Source organism: Marinobacter nauticus ATCC 49840, from assembly GCF_000284615.1.
In the GTDB taxonomy this organism is placed as follows: domain Bacteria; phylum Pseudomonadota; class Gammaproteobacteria; order Pseudomonadales; family Oleiphilaceae; genus Marinobacter; species Marinobacter nauticus.
Genome location: NC_017067.1, coordinates 3,964,528 through 3,989,480 on the forward strand (window position 1 = coordinate 3,964,528; position 24,953 = coordinate 3,989,480).

23 protein-coding genes are annotated in these 24,953 nt (G+C 57.5%); 3 read left to right on the forward strand and 20 right to left on the reverse strand.

Features of this window, described 5'->3' with window-relative positions:
• Positions 1–16: 16 nt before the first annotated feature.
• The 11 genes from atpG to mnmG all read right to left on the reverse strand — a co-directional run bounded on the left by atpG (position 17) and on the right by mnmG (position 9,679).
• On the reverse strand, positions 17–880 hold the full coding sequence (gene atpG, locus MARHY_RS18230) for a F0F1 ATP synthase subunit gamma (protein ID WP_011787277.1): 864 nt from the start codon (positions 878–880) through the stop codon (positions 17–19).
• A 70-nt stretch (positions 881–950) separates the two neighbouring features.
• Complete coding sequence (atpA, locus tag MARHY_RS18235; RefSeq protein ID WP_011787278.1) at positions 951–2,495, reverse strand: F0F1 ATP synthase subunit alpha; 1,545 nt, start codon at positions 2,493–2,495, stop codon at positions 951–953.
• Between the two features lie 28 nt (positions 2,496–2,523).
• Positions 2,524–3,060, reverse strand: a complete 537-nt coding sequence (locus MARHY_RS18240; protein WP_011787279.1) for a F0F1 ATP synthase subunit delta — start codon at positions 3,058–3,060, stop codon at positions 2,524–2,526.
• Between the two features lie 12 nt (positions 3,061–3,072).
• The gene (locus tag MARHY_RS18245) at positions 3,073–3,543 is read right to left on the reverse strand and encodes a F0F1 ATP synthase subunit B (protein ID WP_011787280.1); all 471 of its coding nucleotides are present in this window, start codon (positions 3,541–3,543) and stop codon (positions 3,073–3,075) included.
• A gap of 86 nt (positions 3,544–3,629) precedes the next feature.
• Entirely contained in the window at positions 3,630–3,857 is a 228-nt protein-coding gene (atpE, locus tag MARHY_RS18250; RefSeq protein WP_014423137.1) for a F0F1 ATP synthase subunit C, read from the reverse strand.
• Between the two features lie 55 nt (positions 3,858–3,912).
• Positions 3,913–4,767 (reverse strand): F0F1 ATP synthase subunit A, encoded by an 855-nt coding sequence (gene atpB, locus MARHY_RS18255; RefSeq protein ID WP_011787282.1) that lies wholly within the window; start codon positions 4,765–4,767, stop codon positions 3,913–3,915.
• Between the two features lie 15 nt (positions 4,768–4,782).
• Positions 4,783–5,190, reverse strand: a complete 408-nt coding sequence (locus MARHY_RS18260; RefSeq protein ID WP_011787283.1) for an ATP synthase subunit I — start codon at positions 5,188–5,190, stop codon at positions 4,783–4,785.
• 202 nt (positions 5,191–5,392) lie between these two features.
• Complete coding sequence (locus tag MARHY_RS18265) at positions 5,393–6,268, reverse strand: ParB/RepB/Spo0J family partition protein (RefSeq protein ID WP_014423139.1); 876 nt, start codon at positions 6,266–6,268, stop codon at positions 5,393–5,395.
• A 60-nt stretch (positions 6,269–6,328) separates the two neighbouring features.
• A complete protein-coding gene (locus MARHY_RS18270; RefSeq protein ID WP_014423140.1) occupies positions 6,329–7,123 on the reverse strand; it encodes a ParA family protein in 795 nt (264 codons plus the stop codon).
• A gap of 23 nt (positions 7,124–7,146) precedes the next feature.
• Entirely contained in the window at positions 7,147–7,791 is a 645-nt protein-coding gene (gene rsmG / locus MARHY_RS18275; RefSeq protein WP_014423141.1) for a 16S rRNA (guanine(527)-N(7))-methyltransferase RsmG, read from the reverse strand.
• 1 nt (position 7,792) lies between these two features.
• On the reverse strand, positions 7,793–9,679 hold the full coding sequence (gene mnmG, locus MARHY_RS18280) for a tRNA uridine-5-carboxymethylaminomethyl(34) synthesis enzyme MnmG (protein ID WP_014423142.1): 1,887 nt from the start codon (positions 9,677–9,679) through the stop codon (positions 7,793–7,795).
• Positions 9,680–10,261: 582 nt separating this feature from the next.
• Between mnmG and MARHY_RS18290 the strand changes: the two genes are divergently transcribed.
• Positions 10,262–11,527, forward strand: a complete 1,266-nt coding sequence (locus tag MARHY_RS18290; RefSeq protein WP_014423144.1) for a sensor domain-containing phosphodiesterase — start codon at positions 10,262–10,264, stop codon at positions 11,525–11,527.
• Positions 11,528–11,550: 23 nt separating this feature from the next.
• Here the strand turns inward: MARHY_RS18290 and MARHY_RS18295 are convergent, their stop codons facing one another.
• The 3 genes from MARHY_RS18295 to MARHY_RS18305 are packed head-to-tail and all read right to left on the reverse strand — an operon-like array spanning position 11,551 to position 16,331.
• Positions 11,551–14,697, reverse strand: a complete 3,147-nt coding sequence (locus MARHY_RS18295) for an efflux RND transporter permease subunit (RefSeq protein WP_014423145.1) — start codon at positions 14,695–14,697, stop codon at positions 11,551–11,553.
• 3 nt (positions 14,698–14,700) lie between these two features.
• Complete coding sequence (locus MARHY_RS18300) at positions 14,701–15,795, reverse strand: efflux RND transporter periplasmic adaptor subunit (protein WP_014423146.1); 1,095 nt, start codon at positions 15,793–15,795, stop codon at positions 14,701–14,703.
• 23 nt (positions 15,796–15,818) lie between these two features.
• Positions 15,819–16,331 carry a DUF3833 domain-containing protein gene (locus MARHY_RS18305; RefSeq protein ID WP_014423147.1) on the reverse strand — a complete coding sequence of 171 codons (513 nt, stop codon included), beginning with the start codon at positions 16,329–16,331 and terminating at the stop codon, positions 15,819–15,821.
• Between the two features lie 310 nt (positions 16,332–16,641).
• On the opposite strand from MARHY_RS18305, the gene MARHY_RS18310 reads away from it, so the two are divergent.
• The gene (locus MARHY_RS18310; RefSeq protein ID WP_014423148.1) at positions 16,642–18,462 is read left to right on the forward strand and encodes an acyl-CoA dehydrogenase C-terminal domain-containing protein; all 1,821 of its coding nucleotides are present in this window, start codon (positions 16,642–16,644) and stop codon (positions 18,460–18,462) included.
• Between the two features lie 195 nt (positions 18,463–18,657).
• Positions 18,658–19,593 (forward strand): ectoine hydroxylase, encoded by a 936-nt coding sequence (gene thpD, locus MARHY_RS18315; RefSeq protein ID WP_014423149.1) that lies wholly within the window; start codon positions 18,658–18,660, stop codon positions 19,591–19,593.
• A gap of 67 nt (positions 19,594–19,660) precedes the next feature.
• On the opposite strand, the gene MARHY_RS18320 is transcribed toward thpD, so the two are convergent.
• The 6 genes from MARHY_RS18320 to rpmH form a co-directional block, all read right to left on the reverse strand.
• Positions 19,661–20,410 carry a substrate-binding periplasmic protein gene (locus tag MARHY_RS18320; protein ID WP_014423150.1) on the reverse strand — a complete coding sequence of 250 codons (750 nt, stop codon included), beginning with the start codon at positions 20,408–20,410 and terminating at the stop codon, positions 19,661–19,663.
• Between the two features lie 165 nt (positions 20,411–20,575).
• Complete coding sequence (gene mnmE / locus MARHY_RS18325) at positions 20,576–21,946, reverse strand: tRNA uridine-5-carboxymethylaminomethyl(34) synthesis GTPase MnmE (RefSeq protein ID WP_041655303.1); 1,371 nt, start codon at positions 21,944–21,946, stop codon at positions 20,576–20,578.
• A gap of 72 nt (positions 21,947–22,018) precedes the next feature.
• Complete coding sequence (gene yidC, locus MARHY_RS18330; RefSeq protein ID WP_014423152.1) at positions 22,019–23,722, reverse strand: membrane protein insertase YidC; 1,704 nt, start codon at positions 23,720–23,722, stop codon at positions 22,019–22,021.
• Between the two features lie 4 nt (positions 23,723–23,726).
• On the reverse strand, positions 23,727–24,020 hold the full coding sequence (gene yidD, locus MARHY_RS18675) for a membrane protein insertion efficiency factor YidD (RefSeq protein ID WP_011787297.1): 294 nt from the start codon (positions 24,018–24,020) through the stop codon (positions 23,727–23,729).
• Positions 24,020–24,418, reverse strand: a complete 399-nt coding sequence (rnpA, locus tag MARHY_RS18335) for a ribonuclease P protein component (protein WP_014423153.1) — start codon at positions 24,416–24,418, stop codon at positions 24,020–24,022. Before rnpA ends, yidD begins: the two co-directional genes overlap by 1 nt.
• Before the next feature lie 15 nt (positions 24,419–24,433).
• Positions 24,434–24,568 (reverse strand): 50S ribosomal protein L34, encoded by a 135-nt coding sequence (gene rpmH, locus MARHY_RS18680; protein WP_008940054.1) that lies wholly within the window; start codon positions 24,566–24,568, stop codon positions 24,434–24,436.
• Between the last annotated feature and the right edge of the window lie 385 nt (positions 24,569–24,953).

The following is a 24,953-nucleotide window of genomic DNA, read 5'->3' on the forward strand; positions in this document are numbered from 1 at the left end:
AGTAGGTCTGTGAGCGTTAACCAACAGATGCCGCGCCGCTCACAATCTCCGAAATCTCTTGTGTGATCGCTGCCTGACGGGCCTTGTTGTAGGCCAGTTGAAGCTCGTCAATGATGCTGCCAGCGTTATCTGTCGCGCTCTTCATGGCAATCATCCGGGCAGCCTGCTCACAGGCCAGATTTTCTACCACACCCTGATACACCTGGGATTCGATATAACGTGGCATCAGCCCGTCAAGGATCGGACGGGAATCCGGCTCGTAGATGTAATCCCACTGGTGACCGATTTCTTCATCATCGCCTTCCGGCAGCGGCAGCAACTGCAGCGCCTTCGGGCTCTGGGTCATGGTGTTGACGAATTCGTTGCTGATCAGGAACAGGCGGTCGATCTTGCCTTCCACGAACGAATCCAGCATCACCTTGACGCTACCGATCAGCTGATCTGCACTCGGGCTATCGCCCAGGTGCGTCACGGCTGCCACCACGTTCCCGCCGTAGTTGCGGAAGAAGGAGGCACCCTTCTGGCCAATAGCGCAGATATCGGTCTCAATACCTTGTTGTTTCCATTCACGCATTTCTCTGACGAGCAGCTTGAACGCGTTGGTGTTCAGACCACCGCAAAGACCGCGATCAGAGGAGACCACAATGTAGCCTACCCGCTTGACCTCGCGCTCCTGCATGAACGGATGGCGGTAATCCTTGTTGGACTTCGCAATGTGTCCGATTACCTGGCGCATCTTTTCAGCGTACGGGCGGGTTGCCTGCATACGCTCCTGAGCCTTACGCATCTTGCTCGCGGCTACCATTTCCATGGCAGACGTGATCTTCTGCGTGCTCTTGATGCTTCCGATCTGGTTACGTATTTCTTTTCCGACGGCCATATGTCACTGCCTTTTCAAGTTAGACACTCAAATGGACCAGCAGGCCCGCACAACGGCGGGCCTTTTGGATTTACCAGCTCTGAGTGGTCTTGAATTTCTCCAGAGCAGCTTTGAGGCCGGCAGTGATGTCGTCGTTGAAGTTACCTTCAGGGCCGATCTTGTCCAGAAGTTCCTTCTGCTCGGACCGCATCCAGTCCAGCAGTTGGGCTTCGAACTTCACAACCTTGTTGACATCCACATCGTCCAGGAAGCCTTCGTTCGCTGCGAACAGTACGGTACCCATTTCCGCAACGGTCATCGGGCTGTACTGGTTCTGCTTCATCAGCTCGGTGACGCGCTGACCATGCTCCAGCTGCTTACGGGTTGCTTCGTCGAGGTCAGAAGCGAACTGGGCAAACGCCGCCAGTTCCCGGTACTGGGCCAGGGCCAGACGGATGTTACCGCCGAGCTTCTTCATGATCTTGGTCTGGGCTGCACCACCTACCCGGGATACAGAGATACCGGCGTTCATGGCCGGACGGATACCGGAGTTGAACAGGTTGGTTTCCAGGAAGATCTGACCATCGGTAATGGAAATTACGTTGGTCGGTACGAACGCAGACACGTCACCAGCCTGAGTCTCGATGATCGGCAGCGCGGTCAGGGAACCGGTCTTGCCTTTCACTTCGCCGTTGGTGAACTGCTCAACGTAGTCAGCATTTACACGGGACGCACGCTCCAGCAGACGGGAGTGCAGGTAGAAAACGTCACCCGGGAATGCTTCACGTCCTGGCGGACGACGCAGCAGCAGGGAGATCTGACGGTAGGCAACGGCCTGTTTGGACAGGTCATCGTATACGATCAGGGCGTCTTCACCGCGGTCGCGGAAGAACTCACCCATGGAAGTACCGGCGTACGGAGCCAGGAACTGCATGGCGGCCGGATCGGCGGCACCAGCAGCAACCACGATGGTGTGGTCCATGGCACCGTGCTCTTCCAGCTTGCGCACAACGGCGGCAATGGAAGACTGCTTCTGGCCAACGGCAACGTAGATACACTTGATGCCGGTGTGCTTCTGGTTGATGATCGCGTCGATGGCAACCGCGGTCTTACCGATCTGACGGTCGCCGATGATCAGCTCACGCTGGCCGCGGCCGATGGGAACCATGGTATCGATGGCTTTCAGACCAGTCTGTACCGGCTCGTCAACGGACTGACGGGCGATAACGCCAGGTGCAACCTTCTCGACCGGGGAGGTCAGGCTGTTGCCCAGCTCGCCCTTACCGTCGATGGGGTTACCCAGGGAGTCAACCACACGGCCCAGCAGTTCGTTACCAACGGGTACTTCCAGGATACGACCAGTACAACGTACCTTCTGGCCTTCGGCCAGACCTTCGTAGTCACCCAGAACAACCGCACCAACAGAATCACGCTCCAGGTTCAGCGCCATGCCGTATGTGCCGTTGGCAAATTCAATCATCTCGCCGTACATAACGTCGGCCAGACCGTGGATCAGCACGATACCGTCAGATACAGACAGGATCGTACCTTCGTTTTTTGCTTCGGAAGAGATGTCGAGTTTCTCGATTCTCTTCTTGATGATGTCACTGATCTCGGATGGATTCAGTTGCTGCATGCCTTTGTCCTCAAACCTTGTGCTGAAATCAGGAGCCCAGAGCCCTGGCCATTCTGGCCAGTTTGCCACGGACTGAAGCGTCGATAACCAGGTCGCCTGTTCGTACGATCACGCCACCGATCAGGGACTGATCCACGGTGGTCTCGAGTTCGACCTTGCGCTCCAGCTTTTTGGACAGTGCGTCGATCAGTTTCTGCTGCTCGTCTGCAGACAAGTCGAATGCGGTATCGATTGTAAGGTGCACAGACTTCTCAAGGTCTGCACGGTACAAACGGAACAAAGCAGAAATCTCCGGCAGCAGGGCCAGACGCTTGTTTTCAGCAAGAATCAACAGGAAGTTTCTGAGTGCTTCAGGCAGCGGCTCTTCAAAACACTCTGCGAAGAGTTCCGCCTTGCGTTGCTCAGACAGGCCGGGGTTGGCCAGGATGTTCTTTACCTCTTGGTCAGCCGCAACCTGAGCGGCAAAAGCCAGAGCCTGATCCCATTGATCAACGGCGTTCTGGTCCTGCGCGGCATCAAAAACGGCCTTCGCGTAGGGTCGGGCTAACGTTGTAAGTTCTGCCATGATGACCCTCGTTTAGAGTTCTGCGGCCAGCTTTTCCAGCATCTCGCTGTGAGCTTTGGCGTCTACAGAGGTTTCCAGAATCTTCTCGGCACCGGCAACGGCCAGGGTGGCCACTTCTGCTCTGAGTGCGTCGCGAGCCTGAACACGCTCCTGTTGAATTTCCGCCCTGGCCTGCTCAATAAGCTTTTCGCCTTCTTTGCGGGCATCCTCTTTGGAGGCTTCCACAATCTGGGCGGCACGCTTGTTGGCCTGGTCAATCAGGGCTGCAGCTTCTTCTTTCGCCTTTTGCAGTTCTTTGGTGGCTTTTTCCTGGGCCAATTCGAGATCGAGTGATGCCCGATCGGCCGCGGATAGGCCATCTGCAATTTTCTTCTGGCGCGCTTCCATGGCAGCCGTAATCGGCGGCCATACATATTTGACGCAGAACCAGACGAAAATAGCGAAGGCAATCGATTGCCCTATCAACGTAAGGTTTATATTCACGGCGATATACCTCTTGCTATTCGTTGCGTCCTGGTTTCCGGAAGGAGGGGCGCGGCCTTAGCCGGCGCCCACAGCTCTCGGTTTAATTAACCAGCAACAACGAAGATCAGGTACATCGCGATACCAACACCGATCATGGGAACCGCGTCAAGCAGACCAGCCATGATGAAGGCTTTGGTTTGCAGTTGGTTGGCCATTTCCGGCTGACGGGCAGTGGACTCAAGCAGTTTGCCGCCCAGCAGACCGAAACCGATACCAGCGCCCAGAGCGCCCAGACCGATGATCAACGCAGCTGCGATAAATACCATTTCCATTGAAGACTCCTCAGTTTTTTTCAGATAGTTAAGGGTTTGTTTATTTAAGGGTTAATCAGTGATCTTCGTGTGCCGCGCTGAGGTAAACCACAGTAAGCACCGTAAAAATAAAGGCCTGAAGCGGAATAACCAGAATGTGGAAGATCGCCCAGGGAACGTTCAACGTCCACTGAATCCACAGTGGCAACAGCGCAATCAGGATAAACACAACTTCACCAGCGTACATGTTACCGAACAGACGCAGCGCCAGACTGATTGGCTTGATGATCAGTGCCAGGATTTCCAGCAGCAGGTTGAACGGGATCATGATCCAATGATTGAACGGGTTAAAGGCCAGCTCTTTGCTGAAGCCACTAACGCCTTTCACCTTGAAGCTGTAGAACAGAATCAGCAGGAACACACCAATCGACATGCCGAAGGTAGCATTCGGATCGGTGGTCGGAACAATCTTGAAGTACTCAAGCCCCAGCGCGTGAGCGATCGACGGAATATAGTCGATGGGGATCAGCTTCAGGATGTTCATCAGCAGAATCCAGACGAAAATCGTCAACGCCAGGGGCGCAATCAGCGGATTCTTGCCGTGGAAAACGTCGCGCACGATGCCCTGAACAAATTCAAAGGTCATCTCGATCAGGTTCTGCAAGCCGCTCGGCGTGCCTTCGGTGACCCGGTTGGCCACAAAGCGGAACAGGCCCAGGAACAGAATACCCATGGCGATTGACCAGCCGAGGGTATCGACGTGGATTGCCATGAAGCCCATGTCTGTGGCTTCCTGACCAGTTCGTGCGAAGGTCCAGGTGGCCTCCTGCACGACACTGCCATCCGCGCGCTCATAGCCTTCCGGGAGCTTGCCATAGGTAAGGTTGGTGAGGTGGTGTTTTATGTACTCTACTGGGGTATCAGCTGCCATACTGCTCTCGTCCAGTCATCGCTGTGGTCGCGGCCGGATGAGCCAGCGCAATGCCGTACCCAACACAACCATCACAGCAAAAGTGAATAACAGAGCCGGTACGTGGACTGGCTCCATTAAAGTGAAAACGGCCGCAAAAAACACTGCGGTAAGGGCCAGCTTGATGCTCTCTGCCCTGAATATGTTGCTCACTGCCAGGTGCATCTGTCGGGCACCCTGATAACGATAAGCGCGGTGAGCAAAGTACGCGTTTGGTATGACAAAAATAAGACCGCCAATGAGGGCGGAATACCCGGCCAAACGACTTTCCAACAACCATAACAGGCTCAGAATCAGCAGAACCGCCATCTCTATAATCAACCACTTGCCAAGTGGTACGTACGTGATGGCTCTCGAAGAACGGTTCATATCACCAGCTGTCATTCCAAGCGCGCGGAATTATATGTGTTAACCGATAGGTGTTCAACATAACCGCACGGAAAAATTGGCGAAAAAGTGAGCAGATTTTGCCACGGAAACCTGAAGTTTTACACAGGTTGTGTTGCTCATCGATCACCACAACCACATGTGGTGTTTCCGGCACCAGACGGGACTTTAGGATGATTTTCAGGTTTTATCGGGCCGACTAGCGGATGTGGCCCAGAATGCCGTCAAGCTCGTCCAGTGAACTGTACTCAATCACCAGCTTGCCTTTGCCCCGTTTACCATGATTGATCGCCACCCGGGCACCGAGCCGGTCAGACAGATCGTCCTGCAGGGCCCGGATGTTCGGATCAAGAGCCGGCTTGGTGTTGTCTTTGTCTTCCGGTTTTTCCTGCTGAACCCGGCGCACCAGGGCTTCAGTCTGGCGTACCGACAGCGATTTGGCGACCACCTGACGGGCCACCTGCATCTGCTGCTCCGGTGGCAGGGTGAGCATGGCACGACCGTGACCCATTTCCAGATCACCATGCTCCAGCATTACCCTTACGTCTTCGGTCAGGCCGATCAACCGCAACAGGTTGGTGATCGTCGTTCGGGACTTGCCCACCGCCTCGGCCACCTGAGCCTGGGTCAGGCCGAACTCGTCCTGCAGGCGCTGCAGGGCGAAGGCTTCTTCAATAGGGTTCAGGTTTTCGCGCTGGATGTTCTCGATCAGCGCCATCGCAATGGCGGCTTCATCCGGGACATCGCGGATAATGGCAGGAATACGGTCCAGTTCTGCCAGCTGGGTGGCACGCCAGCGGCGCTCACCGGCAATCAGTTCATAACGGCCTTCCGAAACCGGACGCACCACGACCGGCTGCATCACGCCCTGCTGACGAATGGAGTCTGCCAGTTCCTGCAGAGCGGCGGGGTCCATATCCCGGCGCGGCTGATAACGACCACGCTGGATCAGGTCGACCGGGATCTCACGCAGTTCACCATCGTGATCACTGGTCTCCTGATTGAGATTCACCTTCGAGCCCTGGAGCAGTGCCCCCAGTCCCCGTTCGCCCAAGCCTCGCTTCTTCGCCGCCATGGTAGTTGTCATTCTTCCTGTTGAAATAGTGGGTGCATGGTTGCCTGACGGCGATCTATGTTACACCGCAACCGCGGGCGATGTCTTTTTCGATCCGTGCCGGCGTACCATCTCGCCAGCCAGCGCCAGATAAGCCACCGCACCTTTGGACACCCGATCATACTTGAGTGCCGGCATGCCGTAACTGGGCGCTTCTGCCAGCCGGACATTACGGGGAATCACCGCCCGGTAAACCTTGTCACCGAAATATTCACTGAGCTGACCGGAGACATCCAGAGTCAGACTGTTGCGGGGGTCGTACATGGTGCGCAGGATACCCTCAATCTCCAGATTGGGATTGACCGTTTCCTGAATCTGCTGGACGGTGTTCATCAGTGCCGCCAGCCCTTCCAGGGCATAATATTCACACTGCATCGGGATCAGTACCGAATCCGCGGCGGACAGGGCATTCACGGTCAGCAGACTGAGCGAAGGCGGGCAATCAATCAGGATGTAGTCGTAGTTTTCCCGAACGGTGTTGAGGGTGAGCCGTAACCGGTGTTCCCGGCCAATCTCGTTCATCAGCTCCACTTCGGCGGCGGTCAGGTCACCGTTGGCGGGCAGCAGATCAAAACCGGAGGCTTCAGCGTGGACGATCACGTCCGCCGGCGTAGCCCGTTTGGTCAGCACATCGTATCCGGACAGCTCCAGGGAATTTTTATCCACACCGCTGCCCATGGTGGCATTCCCCTGGGGATCCATATCTACCAGCAGCACCCGGCGCTTGGTGGCCGCCAGAGACGCGGCAAGATTGACGCAGGTGGTGGTTTTGCCCACACCGCCTTTCTGATTGGTCACTGCAATCACGCGCGCCATGCTTTGCCTCCTGCTGTTGAGGGTTACCGGTGTCGTTCAGCCCGGGCGACGATCAGTAAATGCCGTTCACCGTCGGCTCCGGGGACGGTCAGGGAATGGCTGGATTCTACCTGCCAGTCCGCCGGAAGGGCAGCTACTTCATCATCCGGATACTGGCCTTTCATGGCAAGGAACTCGCCGTCATTCGCGAGCAGACCGCCACACCAGGTCACCAGGTTTTCCAGCGCGGTAAAGGCCCGGCTGCTGATCTGGGAGAAGGGCTGATCGGGCTGGCAGTCTTCCGCCCGGCCGTGGATAACTTCAACGTTGTCCAGCCCGAGCTCAAGCACACACTGATTCAGGAATCGGGTTTTCTTGCCGTTGCTGTCCAGCAGGGTAAAGCGTTTTTCCGGGAACACAATGGCCAGCGGAATACCAGGCAGGCCGCCGCCGGCGCCCACATCCAGCAAATGGTTTGTGGTCACCCAGGGCAAGATGCTCAGACTGTCCAGCAACTGGCGGGAGACCATGACCCGCTCATCCCGCACGGCGGTCAGGTTGTAGGCCTTGTTCCACTTGTTCAGCAGAGCCAGAAAAGCCAGCAACTGTTGCTGCTGGCTGTCGGACAAAGACAGGTTCATGGCCGCGAGGCCGTCCCGAAGCTGGCCGGGCCACTGTGGATAACTCATCTCAGGCGCTCTGCTTTTTCAACAGGTCGCGCTTTTTCAGATGCACCAGAATCTGGCTGACCGCCGCCGGGGTCACACCCTGGATACGGGACGCCTGAGCCACCGTTTCCGGGCGCACGTCCTTGAGCTTCTGCTTGATTTCGTTGGACAGGCCACCGATGACGTCGTAATCCAGATCCAGCGGCAATGCGGTGTTCTCGTTCTTGCGCAGGCGCTCGATCTCATCCGCCTGGCGGGAGATGTAGCCTTCGTATTTGATCTCGATTTCCACCTGATCGGCTACGTTCGGGTCCTCCGCCCGTTCGGCCCCGATCTCGGCGATGTGATCGTAGACAATCTCCGGACGGCGCAGCAGCTCCGCCAGAGACTGGTCACGGGTCATCGGCTGTTTCAGGTAGCCATTGGCTCGCTCACCCGCCTCGGTGTTCGGATGGATACGGGTGCTTTCCAGGCGGCTACGCTCTTTGGCAATGCCTTCGCACTTCTCGCTGAACTTCTGCCAGCGCTCGTCGTCCACCAGGCCCAGCTTGCGGCCGGTTTCGGTCAGGCGCAGGTCGGCGTTGTCCTCCCGCAGGATCAGCCGGTATTCGGCACGGCTGGTAAACATACGGTAGGGCTCCTGGGTGCCCATGGTGATCAGGTCGTCCACCAGTACGCCCAGATAGGCCTCATCCCGGCGCGGGTACCACTCTTCTTTATCCTGGGCCCGCAGCGAGGCGTTGATGCCCGCCAGCAAGCCCTGGGCACCGGCTTCTTCGTAACCGGTGGTGCCGTTGATCTGGCCGGCAAAGTACAGGCCCTGGATAAACTTGGTTTCCAGGGTGTGGCGCAGGTCCTGCGGGTTCAGGTAGTCATACTCGATGGCATAGCCCGGGCGCAGGATGTGGGCGTTCTCGAAACCGGGAATCGAGCGCACTGCCTTGAGCTGGATATCAAACGGCAGGCTGGTGGAAATACCATTCGGGTACAGCTCGTTGGTGGTCAGGCCTTCGGGCTCGACGAAAATCTGGTGCGAATCCTTGTCGGCAAAGCGGTTGACCTTGTCCTCGATGGACGGGCAATAACGCGGGCCCACGCCCTCGATGTTGCCAGCGAACATGGGCGAGCGGTCAAACCCACTGCGGATAATGTCGTGGGTTTCTTCGGTGGTGCGGGTCACGTAACAGCAGATCTGCTCCGGATGTTCGTCACGGCTGCCAATAAACGACATCACAGGTGTCGGATCGTCTCCCCACTGCTGCTGCATCGCGGAGAAATCCACGGTGCGGGCATCAATGCGCGGCGGTGTTCCTGTTTTTAGGCGGCCAACGTTGAACGGTAGCTCCCGCAGGCGTTTGGCCAGGGCATTCGCCGGCGCATCACCAGCGCGACCACCGGCGTGATTCTGCATACCGATGTGGATAACGCCACCGAGGAAGGTACCGGTGGTCAAAACCACGGTTTTGGCGTTGAAGCGGATGCCAGTCTGAGTCACCACACCCACCACCTGGTCGTTTTCCACAATCAGGTCATCGGCCGCCTGCTGGAACAGGGTCAGATTGGGCTGATTTTCCAGCATATGACGAATGGCGGCTTTGTACAGAATCCGGTCCGCCTGAGCACGGGTGGCACGCACCGCCGGACCCTTTCGGCTGTTCAGGACCCGGAACTGGATGCCTGCCTGATCGGTGGCCCGGGCCATGGCGCCGCCCAGGGCATCGATTTCCTTCACCAGATGGCTCTTGCCAATGCCACCGATGGCCGGGTTACAGGACATCTGCCCCAGAGTCTCAATGTTGTGGGTCAGCAGCAGGGTTTGCGAACCCATACGCGCTGCCGCCAGGGCGGCTTCAGTACCGGCATGGCCACCACCAATGACAATGACATCGAAACGGGTCGGAAACTCCACACTACACCTCGGAAATCGGGGAAAAAAACAGGGCGGCGAGTATAACGCCTCGCCCGGGAAATTGCAGTCAGAATGTGCAAATTTTAACCAGCAACGAGGTGAATAAAAACCCTGGCGGCTGGCCTTGGCCGATGATCAGTGCGACGCCGCTCTCTGACAGGGTTCGTACAGGATAAGGAAATTCCGAAAGTTTCAGGATTTCATAGCCTTGTCATACATTGTTCAAAAAAGTTTTCAAAAAGTTATCCACACAATTGATGCCTTCACTTACAGCCAAAAACGTCGATAACTATTTGTTAAATAAAAATTTTATTAAATTACTCTGGCATTATTCGCAAATTATCCCAGTAATTATCCACAGCGTTTTTAGCAAATGCCTATATACGGTGCAAAAACCGGTACCCCTGAACGCAAGTGCACCAACAAAGGGCCAGTTTCCACGCAGGCTCGCCAGCGCGGTCGTCTGGCCCCGGTGCCAGGCGCCCAACCAGAGGTTTTGGCACAGAACTCGCTTGAGCCTGGAATGCAGTTTCTCAACCATGGCCAGGAAGGCTCGAACAGGCAGTACAAGGGTTCCTGACCATGAAGCGCGTTCTCAGACTTGCCGAGCACCGGCACCGCCCCTCTGGCAAAACCGCCAGCTTTATCGAACATCACGATTTCCGGTCGGTCTATCAACCCATTCTCAGCCCCACCCATCAGAAGATGGTCGGCTACGAGGCACTGGTACGGGTTCGTCGTGGTAATCAGCCAGTACCGCCGCCTTCGCTTTTCGAGCAGGCCAGCATTCAGGGCGTCACCTCGGAACTGGACCGGCACCTGCTGAACCTGCATCTGGAGAATTTCACCCAGACCAACCTACCTATCTGGCTGTTTATCAATATCAACCCGGACACTCTGTTCCACCATAACGACTACCTGTCTGTACTGGCTGACCATTGCCATCAACTGGGCGTGCATCCGGAGAAGATCGTGCTGGAGCTGGTGGAGACCGCCTCCCGGGACAGCGCCACGCTGCTGGAGTTCGTCCAGGAAGCCAAGGCCCGGGGATTCCAGATCGCCATCGACGACTTTGGCATGGGTGATTCCAATTTTGAGCGCCTGTGGCGAATCAACCCGCTGATCGTGAAGATTGACCGGTCTCTGTTGATGAACGCCCAGGATCACAACCGCGCGCGATTGCTGTTGAACAGCCTGGTCCGGATGATTCGCGAGAGTGGCAGCCTGGTGCTGATTGAAGGCATCGAGAACAATGCCCAGGCCCACATTGCGCTGGCCACCGAAGCGGATCTGCTGCAGGGCTTTCTGTTTGCCCGACCGGGGCAAGGGTCCGAAGAACTGACGCAGACCGCCGAAACCGCGTTGCGACAGGTCATGTCGGAATCCGAACGCTGGTGCCAGAACGATTTCAGGACCCGCGAGACCTATCTCAAGCTGCTGAGATTCGAAATCATGGATGCCTGCCATGCCCTGGCCCGGGGCGAAGAATTTGATCGGGTATGCCGGCCTCTGCTGCAAATGGAGGGCGTACGGCGATGCTTCCTGCTTGATCAAAAAGGGGTCCAGCAAGGCAGTCTGGCCCAATCCGGGGCTTCCCGGAATGCCGCATTCAACCCGCTGTATCAGTCCGCTGGCGCCTGCTGGAGCCATCGGGAATATTTCCGCAACGCCCTGGAGCGACCGCAACACATCAGCTGCAGTCGCCCCTACGTGGCCCTTCCGGACGCCCGACGAACCGTTACCCTGTCCACCGGCACCTCACTGGCCCAGGGCCACCGGATCTTCTGCGTGGATATCCACCCGGATGAGGTCCTGGACGGTCAGGTTCTGTTCCCGGACACCCTTTGATGCCGGGATTCAGCCGGTAGGGTTCAGAAATCGTCCGCCTTGCGCTGTGGCACCGCCGCCGAGCTGCTACCACCGGATGGGCCCGCTGCCAGGCGTTCCAGCTCCTGCTCCACCGCGTTCGAGGATTTCGCAAAGCGGGCTAAAAGGTTGTACAACACCGGGATAATGAACAGGGTCAGGGTGGTGGCGAAAATCAGGCCACCCAGGATCACCATGCCGATGGCCGCCCGGCTCTCGGCCCCGGCACCAGTAGCAATCACCAGCGGAACCGCCCCGAACACCGTAGATATGGTGGTCATCAGTACCGGGCGGAAGCGCAGGCTGGCACCTTCCAGAATGGCTTCTTTCACCTCGTAACCCTTGTCCCGAAGCTGGTTGGCAAATTCCACGATCAAAATGCCGTTCTTGGCCATCAGCCCCAGCAGCATGATGATGCCGATCTGGCTGTAGATGTTCAGACTGATGCCGGACCAAGCCAGTGCGATCAGCGCACCGGTCACCGCCAGCGGTACCGACAGCATGATAATCAGCGGGTGGATCCAGCTCTCGAACTGGGCCGCCAGCACCAGGAACACGATGATAAACGCCAGCCCGAAGGTCAGGTAGATGGCCGCCGAGGAATCCTGGAATTCCTGGGACAGGCCCTTGTAACTGAGCCGGGCCTCCGGAGGCAGGTTATCCACAGCCAGGTTATTCAGGTAGGTCAGCGCTGAACCCAGGTCATAGCCCTCGGCCAGGGACGCACTCACCACCACCGCCGGCAGCCGGTCAATCCGGCGCAAATCCGGATTGGCCCCGATCTCTTCCACAGATACCAGGGCCTTGAGTGGAATCAGTTCCCCACCTGCCCGAGGCCGCAGGAAGATCTGTTCCATATCACCGGGCGTGGCCCGGTCGGCATCGTCCGCCTGGATAATGACGTCGTATTCCCGGCCCCGATCGAGATAGGTGGTTACCTGCCGGGAGGCCAGCATGGTCTGCAGGGTGAGGCCTACGTCTTCGATGGTGATATCCAGATCCGCTGCCCGGTCGCGGTCAATATTGACCTTCAGTTCCGGCCGGGTCAGCTCAAAATCGGTGTCGACATTCAGCAGATTCGGATTTTCCTTTGCCCGTTCAACGATCTCCTCACTCCAGGCCTGCACCGACTCGTAGTCAGGGCCGGCAATGACAAACTCCACCGGCTGATTGAAGCCGCGCTGGCCCAGCCCCGGCGGATTGATGACACTGATCCGCACCCCGGAAATGTCAGACAGCTTGTCGCGGATCTCGGTGGTGACCTGCTGCTGCTTGATATCCCGCTGTTCCCAGGGCACCAGCCCCATGATCATGAAGGCATTGTCTTCTTCATCCCGGAATCCGACGATGGACAGGAATCGCTCAGCGATACCGTCATCCAGGTAGGGCAACAGCCGCTCTTCGGCCTGTTTGACAAAGTGATCGGTGAATTCAACCGTCGAACCCCGGGGCGCGCTAACGGGCATGATTATCACGCCGCGGTCTTCGGTCGGGGCCAGTTCCTGGGGCAACCGGGGGAAAATCACCACAGCGATGATCAGCCCGACAATACCAAGCCCGAGCAACAGGCCCGGCTGGTTCAGAGAGAAGCGAAGCATTCTCTGATAGCCATTCGTCAGGCCATTCAGGATGCGTTCACTGAAGGCCCAGAGCCGATGCCCCTCGGCACTGTCGGGACTGTGCCGGAGCCACTTGGAGCAGAGCATCGGCGCCAGGGTCAGAGCAACCAGGCTGGAAACCACCACGGCGGCGGCCAGGGTGAAGCCGAATTCCGCAAACAACCGGCCCACGTTCCCGCCCATGAACGAGATGGGCACAAACACCGCCACCAGTGTCAGCGTGGTGGCGATCACCGCGAAAGCTACCTGCTTGGCGCCCCGGTAAGCCGCCAGCAGAGGTGGTTCGCCTTCATCGATGCGGCGCTGGATGTTCTCCAGCATGACAATGGCATCGTCCACCACCAGGCCGATGGCCAGAATGATGGCCAGCAGGGTAAGCACGTTGATGGAAAAGCCCAGGAAACCCAGGCCGATAAACGCACCGATCACCGCCACCGGAATGGTGACCGCCGGAATCAGGGTCGCGCGCCAGGAGCGCAGGAACAGAAAGATAACCAGTATTACCAGCGATACCGCAATCGCCAGCGTGGTCAGAACCTCTTTGATCGAAGCCCGGATAAACACCGATTCGTCATAGCTCTCGGCAATACGCACTTCCGGCGGCAAGGTCTCGCGAATCTTCACCAGCTCCGCCTTCACCGCATCCGACACCGCTACCGTGTTGGCCTTGGACTGGCGGATTACCCCCATCCCGATAGCGGTTTCGCCATTGGCCCGCAAACGACCAACATCCGATTCCACCCCGACCTGAACATTGGCAACCTCGCCCAGGCGCAACAGGTCGTTGCCATCCCGGCGGATCACCAGATTGCGGAAATCTTCCACATTGGACAACCGCCCTTCTGCGCGCACGGTAAAGTTACGGGTGGAGGAGTCCACTGAACCGGCCGGTAACTCCACGTTGTTCTGCCGCAGTGCCTGCTCTACCTCGGCAACGGTAATGTTGCGGGCCGCCAGGCGGGTGCGGTCGAGCCAGACCCGGATGGCGTAACGGCGTTCACCGCCAATCCGGACATCGGCAACACCGTCCAGAACCGATAACCGGTCTGCCAGTACCCGATCGGCGAAGTCACTGAGTTCGGCACTGTCCCAGACGTCACTGATCAGAGTTATCCACATCATTGGCCGGGCATCGGAATCGGCTTTTTGAACCACCGGGGGATCGGCCTCATCCGGCAACTGGTTCAGAACCCGGGACACCGCATCGCGCACGTCGTTGGCGGCAATGTCTACATCCCGGGAGGTATCAAATTCTATTGAGGTTCGGGATTCACCCTGTTCAGTTGAGGATTCGATGGAGCGAATGCCTTCAATGCCACTGATGGCCCCTTCAATCACCTGGGTAATCTGGGTGTCGACCACTTCCGCCGCAGCGCCGGTGTAATCGGTGGACACCGAAACCACCGGCGGATCAATATCCGGATATTCCCGAACCGGCAAGCCCAGCAAGGCGGCCACGCCGAATACGACAATCAGCAGACTCAGAACGGTGGCAAACACCGGGCGTTTGATGGAGACATCGGACAACACCATGGATCAGGACTCCACGGTCCGGGCAAACCGGTTTTCCGGAATCGCCTGGGCGTTACTCTGTACTTCAATGCGGTCGCCGGTGCTCAGGCGATCCTGCCCGGTTATCACGACGGCATCGTCGAGGGTCAGGCCGGAGGTAATCTCCACCAGACCGGGCATGCGCGAACCGGTCGCCACCGATACCCGGCGTGCCACGCCGTCTTCGGCAACAAACACATACTTGTCGTCGCCACGAATCATCACTGCCTGCTCCGGAATCACCAGCCCTTCCCGTTCCTGCAGGGTCAGTGACGCCGACATGAACTGGCCCGGCCGCAGACGACCGTCCGGATTATCGATAATGGCTCGCACCGACAGGGTTCGGCTCAATTCGCTGATACGGGTGGCCAGTTCCACCAGCTCTCCCCGGAAGACCTCGTCTGGGAATGCCGGCGAGGAGGCAATCACCGATTGGCCTACCCGAACCTGGCCGACAAAACGTTCCGGAACCGCAAAACCCATTTCCATACGATCGGTGGTGTCCAGCGTGGTAATGGTGGTGCCCGCTTGCAGATATGCCCCCACGCTGATGTCGCTCAGGCCCACCACACCGGAGAACGGCGCTTCAATGCGATGGTTTTCCAGCCGCACCCGGGCAGCCTGTCGCTGGGCTTCAGCCACACTCACAGCGGTGATCAGTTCATCCACCTGGGACTGGGACACGCTATTGTTGGAGCGCAAACGCTGGGCCCGCTCCAGTTGCCGCCTGGCATCGGCCAGCTGGGCTTCAATCACCTGGAGATCGGCACGGGCCTGACGATCGTCCAGACGTAACAGGACATCGCCCTGAGATACTTTCTGTCCGGGTTCGAGGTTGATCTGCACCACCCGGCCAGTGACTTCAGTGGTCAATTCCACGGCATTCAGTGCCTTGAGGTTGGCCACCGAACGAATCTCATCCCTGACCTGCTGCAATCTGGGCGCCACTGCACTGACTTTGCTGGCCCTCGGCTCCTCACCGGCCTGTTCTGTGGACGATGAATCCATCGCCAGAAAGAACACCGCACTTCCGGTACCCGCTGCAACCAGTACCACCGCAATCAGCCATTGCTTCCACATGGGTATCGCAAACCTTTCCGAGTTCAGTTCTGCGGGACAGCCCCGCTTTCACGTTTCTGAATCACCAACACCACTTCACCCACATCGACACCCCACTTGCTCATGGTGGTCTGGTTGATCAGGGTGTCGGGAGTAACCAGGTACATCCAGTCGTCCATCCGGACATCGATCGTGCCATCGCCGTATGCCACCCGCAGGACATAATTCATGTGTATGGCGTTGCCCTGCCAGCGCATGGTGCCGGCTTCCACCACGTCGCCGGCGCTGGCGTGATAGCTGCCGTTGTCCGGTGTCAGCGTCCAGATCCGGGTCTGGACCTCGCCGTCGTTGAAACGGAACACCTCATCCAGCGTACCGACACCGTTTTCATCCCAACTGGCCACAATGTCTGCGTCGAAGGTACGGATAACCTGGCCGGCGTAGTCCTTGACCACCCCCCGGGCCGAAAGTTCGCCCCGGAAAAACTCCGAGGGCACCAGCTCCGGTGCCTGGCCCTGATAATCCTCCAGATTCGGCCCGGCACACCCTGCCAGCATCAGGGTCATTAACAGTATAAGACCACCGCTTCGAAGACCATGGAAAAGACCGGGGAAAGGCTGCGTTTGCATGACTTTTACACTCCTTGGCGACTACCGGATAGCAACAGAACGTTTACAGCATTACGGACCCATGGCCGTGCCCGATCAGTCCCCGGGCCCAACCGTCATTTCAGCCAATTGTCCATTCTGACATCAGCACCAGCGCTTTCCGTCAATGGCAGCCCGCCGGGAATACCGTACAACTGCACACACAGTGGCCTTTCTGGCCCAACCAATTCCGGATGATCAATGCATGTGAGGACTGGCTATGCCTGTGTATAAAGCGCCCCTGAGGGACATGAAATTCCTGCTCAATGACGTATTCGATTACCCGCGGCACTACCAGACACTGGCCTCCGGTGAGAACGCCACGCCCGACATTGTCGACGCCATTCTGAGCGAATGCGGCCGTTTCTGCGAAGAGGTGCTGAGCCCGCTGTATCAGTCCGGCGACGAAGAAGGGTGCCACCTGGAAAACGGTGAAGTGATCACCCCTAAGGGCTATAAAGAAGCCTACGAGCAATATGTGATGGGCGGCTGGCAGGGCCTGTCGGCACCGGAGGAATTCGGGGGCCAGGGCCTGCCAGCCTCCATGGGCCTGCTGAAGCAGGAAATGATGGGCACCGCCAACTGGTCCTTTTCCATGTACCCTGGCCTGTCCCTGGGGGCCATGAACACCATCTATCTGCACGGCGATGAGCAGCAGCAACAGACTTATCTGGCGCCGCTGACTGAAGGCCGCTGGGGCGGCACCATGTGCCTGACCGAGCCCCAGTGCGGTACCGACCTGGGCCAGGTCAAAACCCGGGCCGAACCCCAGGCCGACGGCAGCTACAAACTCACAGGCACCAAGATCTTCATTTCCTCAGGAGAGCACGATCTGACCGAAAACATCGTTCACATCGTGCTGGCCCGTCTGCCGGATGCCCCGAAAGGCACCAAAGGCATCAGCCTGTTTATCGTGCCCAAGTTCCTGCCCGATGCCCAGGGCGGTGTCGGTGAGCGCAACGCCGTCAGTTGCGGCGCGCTGGAGAAGAAGATGGGCATCAAGGCTTCGGCCACCTGTGTGATGAATTTCGATGGCGCCACCGGCTATCTGATCGGCCCGGAGAATCAGGGCCTGGAGTGCATGTTCACCTTTATGAACACAGCCCGCATCGGTACGGCAATTCAGGGGGTTGGCCCCGCCGAGCTGTCCTATCAGTGGGCTCTGGATTACGCCAGGGAGCGCCGATCCATGCGGGCGCTGTCCGGCAAGAAAGAGCCGGATGAAGTTGCAGACAGCCTGATTCACCATGCCGATGTCCGGCGTATGCTGCTGACCCAGAAAGCCATCGCGGAAGGCGGCCGCTCCATGCTCTATTACGCCGCCAAGATCGCGGACCATATGGTGGAAGCGCATACCGCAGGCGATACCGCCAAGGTTGAGAAATATGACGACAAACTCGGCTTCCTGACGCCAATCCTGAAGGGATTCCTGACCGAGCTGGGCTGTGAGGCCACCAATCTGGGCATGCAGGTGTTCGGCGGTCATGGCTACATCCGCGAACACGGTATGGAGCAGATTGTCCGGGATACCCGTATTGCCACCCTGTACGAAGGTACAACCGGCATCCAGGCCCTGGACCTGCTCGGGCGCAAGGTCTTACTGATGACCCAGGGCGGAGCAGTGCGGGAATTCACCCTCAAGGTGGCCAATTTTGCCCGCAAGCACCTGACCAACAAACAACTGCGGCCGATGGCGGTGGAGCTGCTGAAACTGACCGCCCAGTGGAACCTGCTGACCGTGCGCGTGATGCTGGCAGCACGCAAGGATCGCGACGTGGTCAGCGCCGCCGCCAACGACTTCCTGATGTACAGCGGCTACGTGACCATGGCGTACATGTGGCTACGCCAGGCGGCGGTGGCCAGCGATAAACTGGAAAACGGCGGCGATGAATCTGACGCCTTTTATCGCACCAAGCTGGCGACCGCCGAGTTCTATTATGAGCGCTTGCTGCCCCGGGCCCAGGCCCACGCCACCAGCATGCTGAGCCCGACCCGCAACCTCATGCAGGTGGCACCAGAAGAGATGGCCTTTACCGGTTAACCTCCGGTATTTTCCCGTCCCGGGCTCTGCCCGGGACATTTTTGCCTGTTCATGACCATCCGGAAACCGGGGTTGAAATCCCGTTGATACGACCTCAACTTTCCCCCTGCCTTACCACTTTTCTCACAATGCACTGAGGTTTAACGACTTTTAGAGACATCACCATTCTCGCGTATAAAAGAAGGAGGTTCGAAAATGGACAATCGTACTGACGACTTTTATCCCACCCGCCTCGAGCGCCCGGCAGAGAGTTTCGAGCGCAAGGACCCGGTTATCCACAGCCAGGGAACCGACCGCCACAATGGGCCGTTGAGCGAAACTGAACTGGCCCGGTATGAACGGGACGGCTTTCTGGTATTCAACAACTTTCTGGATCAGGAAACGGTCAAACGTTTCCGGGACGACCTGCGAGCCTATGAGAATGACGACAGCATCCTGCGTTCCGAAGGCACTATTACTGAGCCGGGCAAGCAGGAAATCCGCTCTATTTTCGGGATCCACGAACTGTCTGATCGCTTTGACCGACTGACCCGGGAGTCCCGCCTGCTGGATATGGTGCACCAGCTACTGGGCAGTGATGCCTACATCCACCAGTCACGCATCAATTTCAAACCCGGTTTCCACGGCAAGGGCTTTGACTGGCATTCGGATTTCGAGACCTGGCACGCCGAGGACGGTATGCCGCGCATGCGGGCCGTCAGCTTTTCCATCGCCCTCACCGACAACACACCATTCAACGGCCCATTGATGCTGATTCCCGGCACCCACAAAACGTTTGTGCCCTGTGTCGGCCGCACGCCCGAGGACAACTACCAGTCCTCACTGAAAAAGCAGGAGCTGGGGGTCCCCAACGAGCAGGACCTGCAGAAGATGGCCGATCAGTACGGCATCCAGGCGCCTACCGGGCCAGCGGGCTCTCTGATCATATTCGAGTGCAACACGTTGCATGCCTCCAATGCCAATATGTCACCCTGGCCCCGCAGCAATCTGTTCTTCGTCTACAACAGTGTGGAAAACCGTCTGGAACAGCCATTCTGCGGCAACAAACCGCGGCCCGACTTTCTGGGCAATCGCAGCCATACCGAGGCCCTGCGCCCGGTTCGTTCACCGGATCTGCGCCGCACCGGTTAAGCGATGGCCCAATAACGAAAAAGGGGAAGCCAGTGGCTTCCCCTTTTGCAATGGAACAAAGCTCTGATCAGAGGCCGTACTTGGTCTCAATAGCCTCGTAGATTCCGTTGTTCTTGATGGTTTCCAGGCCCTGATTCAGTTTCTGGATCACCTCGTCCGGCGTTTCCATGTTCATGGCCAGGTACAGTTCGGTCTTGTTGAACGAATACACCGGAACCAGCCCTTCCACATCCTGCTGGGAGGCAAAATAGGGCCCGGCCAGCTGGTCCGCAATCCAGAGGTCAACCTGCCCCAGTTCCAGGCGCTTCGGGTTCAGATCGTCGCTTTCCATCTCCGAGACCTTATAGCCGCGCTCCAGCAGGTATTCGGTCATGACGTCACCGCGATAGCCGGCATACAGCAAACCCCGGGTATCTTCCAGATCGTCGATCTGCAGGTTGGTGCCGGCCGGGGCAAAGATGGTCCACAGGTTGTTCGCCAATGGCCCTACCCACTTGAACTGCGGTGCCCGGCTTTCGGTATAGGTGGTGCAGAAGATCCCATGGTTCTTTTTGTTCAGGGCCCGGTTGTAGCCGTAATCCCAGTTCCGGAGCTTGATGACATAGTCCAGCCCGGACGCCTGCAGCACCGCTTTCACCATCTCGGTGCACAGTCCATCAATGCCATCGCCGTTATGCTCGAAGGCACGGCCGGTGGAACTCATGTTGTACGGAGGAAAGTTCTCGGTGTAGATGTAGAGTTTGTCTGAGCCCAGGGCGGGCACAGAAACGCCGGCAAACACCAGCGTGGCAGCTAACAGAGAGGCCAACTTGCGCACGGGTTATCTCCTTTACCACGAATGACTTGGTCCGCTGCACAGGCAGCGGCACGATGAGACAGTAGTGGAGTTTACCCGAGCTTTTAACGTTGTTTTACAGATAAACTGTTTGTTTTCGTAAGGGAACACCCGAGAGCCAGAGCGGGCTGAGGGCTTCTTCCTGAATTATTTCCCGATACAGAAACTGCTGAATATCTTACCCAGAAGCTCATCCGGGGTCAGATGCCCGGTGATTTCCCCCAGGGCATCCTGAGCGGCCCGCAGGTCTTCGGCCAGCAATTCACCGGCGCCGTAACCTTCCAGCTGGGTCTGGCCTTGCAGCAGGGAATCCCGGGCACGTTCCAGGGCATCCAGGTGCCGGCGCCGGGCCAGGAAGCCACCTTCGGTAGTGCTGGCAAAGCCGATGCATTCTTTCAGGTGCTCCCGCAGGACCTCCAGGCCCTCCGCGGCTTTTGCTGCCAGACGAATCACCGGAGCGGTCTGATGGGGCTCTGCGCTGATGCCGACCGGTTCACCAGACAGATCCACCTTGTTACGAATCACCGTCACCGGCGCGCTCCTGGGCAGTTGATCAATAAAATCCGGCCAGATTTCATGGGGCTCGGTTTTGTCGGTGGTGGTGGCATCCACCATCAGCAAAATACGATCAGCCTGTCGGATTTCTTCCCAGGCCCGGGCAATACCAATCTGTTCCACTTCGTCAGGGCTGTCCCGCAGCCCGGCGGTATCAATAATGTGCAGCGGCATACCATCGATGTGGATATGTTCCCGCAACACATCCCGGGTCGTGCCCTCGATGGCGGTGACAATCGCCGCTTCCCGACCCGCGAGGGCGTTCAGCAGGCTGGATTTGCCGGCATTGGGCCGGCCGGCAATAACCACTTTCATGCCGTCCCGCAGAATGGTGCCTTGCTGGGCTTCACCGAGAATCTGCTGCACCTGCTCCAGCAGACCCTGCAAGTCAGAAGCAACCTTGCCATCGGCCAGGAAATCGATCTCTTCCTCCGGAAAATCGATGGCCGCTTCCACGTAGATGCGCAGATGGGTGATGGCCTCCACCAGGTTATCCACACGTTTGGAGAACACCCCCTGCATGGAACGCACGGCGCAGCGGGCCGCCTGTTCCGAGCTGCTTTCAATCAGATCTGCAATGGCCTCAGCCTGAGCCAGGTCCAGCTTGTCATTGAGAAACGCTCTTTCGGAAAATTCACCGGGCCGGGCCAGCCGGGCGCCCAGGCTGCAGACTTCCCGCAACAGGATATCCAGGATCACCGTACCCCCATGGCCCTGAAGCTCGAACACATCTTCGCCGGTAAAGGAATGCGGGTTGGGAAAGTACAGACCGATGCCCTCATCAATGAGCTCTCCCTGCCGATCCCGGAACGGGCCGTAATGGGCGTACCGGGGTTTTGGCTCAAAGCCCAGCATGGTGCGGGCAATGGCCATGGCTCTGGGTCCGGACACCCGGACAATCCCCACCCCGGCCTGGCCCGGGGCAGTGGCGATGGCGGCAATGGTGTCAGTCGCTGGCTGCATCTTGATTTTCCTGAAATAGAAATGACAAAGGCTCCACAAGGGAGCCTTTGTCAGGTCAGAAGCACTGTTGAATCAGTACTTCTTGCCTGCCGTTTCCGCTTCGATCTTGCGGGTAATGTACCACTGCTGGGAGATCGAAAGAATGTTGTTCACCAGCCAGTACAGAACCAGACCGGCCGGGAACCACAGGAAGAACACGGTGAAGATCAGCGGCATCAGCTTCATGATCTTGGCCTGCATGGGGTCCGGGGGCGTCGGGTTCAGGCTCATCTGGATGAACATGCTGGCGCCCATCAGGATTGGCAGGATGAAGTACGGGTCCATCTGGGACAGATCCTGAATCCACAGCATGAACGGCGCATGACGCAACTGGACACTTTCAAACAGTACCCAGTAAAGCGAGATGAACACCGGCATCTGCACCAGTATTGGCAGACAGCCCCCGAGCGGATTGATTTTCTCGCGCTTGTACAGCGCCATCATTTCCTGGGACATGCGCTGGCGATCGTCGCCATAGAGCTCTTTCAGCCGGGTCAGTTGCGGAGCGACCGCGCGCATTTTCGCCATGGAGCGATAGCTGGTGGCGGAGAGGTGGAAGAACACCGCTTTTACCAACACCGTCAGCAGGATGATAGCGACACCCCAGTTACCGACCAGGCCATAGAACCATTCAAGGATGTAGAACAGCGGCAGGGAAATGAAGAACAGCCAGCCGAAATCAACGGTGCGATCCAGGTTCGGAGCCAGAGCTTCCAGCCGATCAATGATCTTGGGACCGACATAAGCAGTGGCGCCCACTTCTGCGGTCTCACCCGGTGCTACCGTCGTGGCAGGATAAACAAAGCCCATAACATGGAGATCGCCCCGTCGGGTGGTCTGGAACTGGGCTTTCTGGTCCCGCTCGGGTACCCATGCGGTCAGGAAGTAATGCTGCAGGAAGGCCAGCCAGCCATTAGTGACCGACTGATTGACGCGCTTCTCTGACAGATCCTCGAAATCGTACTTCTCATACGGATCTTCCGGGGTACTGATCACCATGCCCAGATAAGCCCGGATTCCCATGCTGGCCTGGGAGGTCGGATCCGGCGCCTGATCACGCACGATCTTGCCGGTGAAGTTACCTTGCCATGGGCTTTCTGAACGGTTGTCGATCAGGTAGCTGACATCAATCTGATAGCTGTTGCGGGCCAGATGATAGCGTTTGGTGATGGCTACACCGCTGTCAGTGGTGTACACCAGGTCGATGGTCAGTTCATCTTCCCCTTCCGCGAGCTGGTAACTGCCGGTTTCTGCCTGAAATACCGGAGCTTCACCGGCCTGGCTGCCATCCGGGCCATCGCGACCGATCAGGCCGCTTTCCAGAAGATAGGTGCGGGTGCGGGTATTGGTCAGCAGTTTCAGTGGCTGTTCGCTGTCGAGAGACTCGTCGTATTGCAACAGGGAACTGTCAACCACATTACCGCCTACGCGGTCGATCTTCAGTTCGTAAACATCCGTGGTCACGGTAATAAAACGATCTGCCAGATCCTGATCGCTGTTGGCGGAGGTTGACGCCAGTGAGCCGGTCTCCGGTGTTGCAAACTCTTCGCCGCCTGCGTTGTTATCTTCAGGCAGGATCATGTCATCGGTGCTGTTGGTAGCACTGCTGTCTGAGGAAGATTGCGCCTCGGCAACCTGTTCTGTTTGAGGCTGGTGATAATCCTCGTTCCAGGCAAGTACCATCAGGTAACTGACAATGGCGAGGCCGGCAAACAAAACAATGCGTTGAATATCCATAAACTTAGTGTCTGGTCTGAGTAGTGGAATGAGTGCTTTCTGTCGGATTGCAGGCCTGGCCGGAGCGAGGCGCCGTATTCAGTTCCGTTCCCGGTACCGGATCATAACCGCCTTCTGCCCAGGGATGACACCTGAGTAGCCGGGCTGTTGCCAGGTAACCGCCTTTAAGAGGTCCGTGATGTTGGATGGCCTCGACGGCGTATTGTGAACAGGTAGGGTAATGACGGCAATGGCTGGCCATCATCGGACTGATGGCATACTGGTAGAACCGGATGGGCAAGAGCAGGAGTTGACGCATTACTCCGTACCTCTGGGATTGCCGACGGATTGATCAGGCGTGGACTGCCGGTATTTTTTCTTTACCCGATGCCAAAGATCATTCAGTGAGGAACGGACCGTATCGTTATCCAGCCGATCCAGCCCCTGGCGGCCGAGCACAATGATATCAAGGCCTGGCAGATCTGGTTGGAGCCGGAAGGTTTCCCTTACCTGACGCTTGATCCGGTTTCTCTGAACGGCGAGCCGAAGATTCTTCTTGGAGAAGATCAATCCGACCCTGGCGTGTCCGAATGAATTGGCAGAGGCCAGGATCAGAAAATTCCTGTGCGGAACTTTCAGCGTTACGTCATTGAAGACCCTGCTGTAATCCGAAGGTTTCAACAGTCTGTGAGACTTCGGAAACGTCAAGGCCTTCATGAGGCAGGCTTCAGATTACGCAGACAGGCGTGCACGGCCCTTGGCACGGCGACGAGACAGTACCTTGCGACCATTGGCTGTCGCCATACGGGCACGGAAACCGTGAACGCGCTTGCGCTTCAGGACGCTCGGTTGGAATGTTCTTTTCATGGTGATGTTCTCACAAATCGTCGATGGACATTGATCAGTGGCTGGAAAATAGACAGCCAAAACAGGAGCGGCATTCTAGTCAAATACCGGTGCAAGTTCAATGGTTATGGTTTGGTCAGGCAAGATTCTGGCATGGGTACTAACCGACATGGCGAGTAATAGAATCTGTAAGGTCTTTTTAAAATTCTTTCAAAGATATTTATTACTGTTGTTAGGCACCTTGATTTCTGTGGATAAGGGAAAATTCATGCGAATAATCATGAAATTAACGCCATGACAAAGCTTGTGACAGATACCGGTGAGCCCTGTGGATTTCGTCATCACGGATTGTGCACAAGTGGGATGGGTGATGGTGAACCGAGTTATGCAAGTATCCGTCAAGATC

What these genes read in the sequence shown, in the direction of transcription:
- MARHY_RS18265 (WP_014423139.1), bottom strand. Translation starts at nt 6,268, where the DNA reads ATGGCGGCGAAGAAGCGAGGCTTGGGCGAACGGGGACTGGGGGCACTG.
- MARHY_RS18240 (WP_011787279.1), bottom strand. Translation starts at nt 3,060, where the DNA reads ATGGCAGAACTTACAACGTTAGCCCGACCCTACGCGAAGGCCGTTTTT.
- atpB (WP_011787282.1), bottom strand. Translation starts at nt 4,767, where the DNA reads ATGGCAGCTGATACCCCAGTAGAGTACATAAAACACCACCTCACCAAC.
- mnmE (WP_041655303.1), bottom strand. Translation starts at nt 21,946, where the DNA reads ATGCAGCCAGCGACTGACACCATTGCCGCCATCGCCACTGCCCCGGGC.
- MARHY_RS18295 (WP_014423145.1), bottom strand. Translation starts at nt 14,697, where the DNA reads ATGGTGTTGTCCGATGTCTCCATCAAACGCCCGGTGTTTGCCACCGTT.
- atpA (WP_011787278.1), bottom strand. Translation starts at nt 2,495, where the DNA reads ATGCAGCAACTGAATCCATCCGAGATCAGTGACATCATCAAGAAGAGA.
- MARHY_RS18300 (WP_014423146.1), bottom strand. Translation starts at nt 15,795, where the DNA reads ATGTGGAAGCAATGGCTGATTGCGGTGGTACTGGTTGCAGCGGGTACC.
- atpG (WP_011787277.1), bottom strand. Translation starts at nt 880, where the DNA reads ATGGCCGTCGGAAAAGAAATACGTAACCAGATCGGAAGCATCAAGAGC.
- yidC (WP_014423152.1), bottom strand. Translation starts at nt 23,722, where the DNA reads ATGGATATTCAACGCATTGTTTTGTTTGCCGGCCTCGCCATTGTCAGT.
- MARHY_RS18270 (WP_014423140.1), bottom strand. Translation starts at nt 7,123, where the DNA reads ATGGCGCGCGTGATTGCAGTGACCAATCAGAAAGGCGGTGTGGGCAAA.
- MARHY_RS18290 (WP_014423144.1), top strand. Translation starts at nt 10,262, where the DNA reads ATGAAGCGCGTTCTCAGACTTGCCGAGCACCGGCACCGCCCCTCTGGC.
- rpmH (WP_008940054.1), bottom strand. Translation starts at nt 24,568, where the DNA reads ATGAAAAGAACATTCCAACCGAGCGTCCTGAAGCGCAAGCGCGTTCAC.
- rsmG (WP_014423141.1), bottom strand. Translation starts at nt 7,791, where the DNA reads ATGAGTTATCCACAGTGGCCCGGCCAGCTTCGGGACGGCCTCGCGGCC.
- MARHY_RS18310 (WP_014423148.1), top strand. Translation starts at nt 16,642, where the DNA reads ATGCCTGTGTATAAAGCGCCCCTGAGGGACATGAAATTCCTGCTCAAT.
- yidD (WP_011787297.1), bottom strand. Translation starts at nt 24,020, where the DNA reads ATGCGTCAACTCCTGCTCTTGCCCATCCGGTTCTACCAGTATGCCATC.
- thpD (WP_014423149.1), top strand. Translation starts at nt 18,658, where the DNA reads ATGGACAATCGTACTGACGACTTTTATCCCACCCGCCTCGAGCGCCCG.
- atpE (WP_014423137.1), bottom strand. Translation starts at nt 3,857, where the DNA reads ATGGAAATGGTATTTATCGCAGCTGCGTTGATCATCGGTCTGGGCGCT.
- MARHY_RS18305 (WP_014423147.1), bottom strand. Translation starts at nt 16,331, where the DNA reads ATGCTGGCAGGGTGTGCCGGGCCGAATCTGGAGGATTATCAGGGCCAG.
- MARHY_RS18260 (WP_011787283.1), bottom strand. Translation starts at nt 5,190, where the DNA reads ATGACAGCTGGTGATATGAACCGTTCTTCGAGAGCCATCACGTACGTA.
- rnpA (WP_014423153.1), bottom strand. Translation starts at nt 24,418, where the DNA reads ATGAAGGCCTTGACGTTTCCGAAGTCTCACAGACTGTTGAAACCTTCG.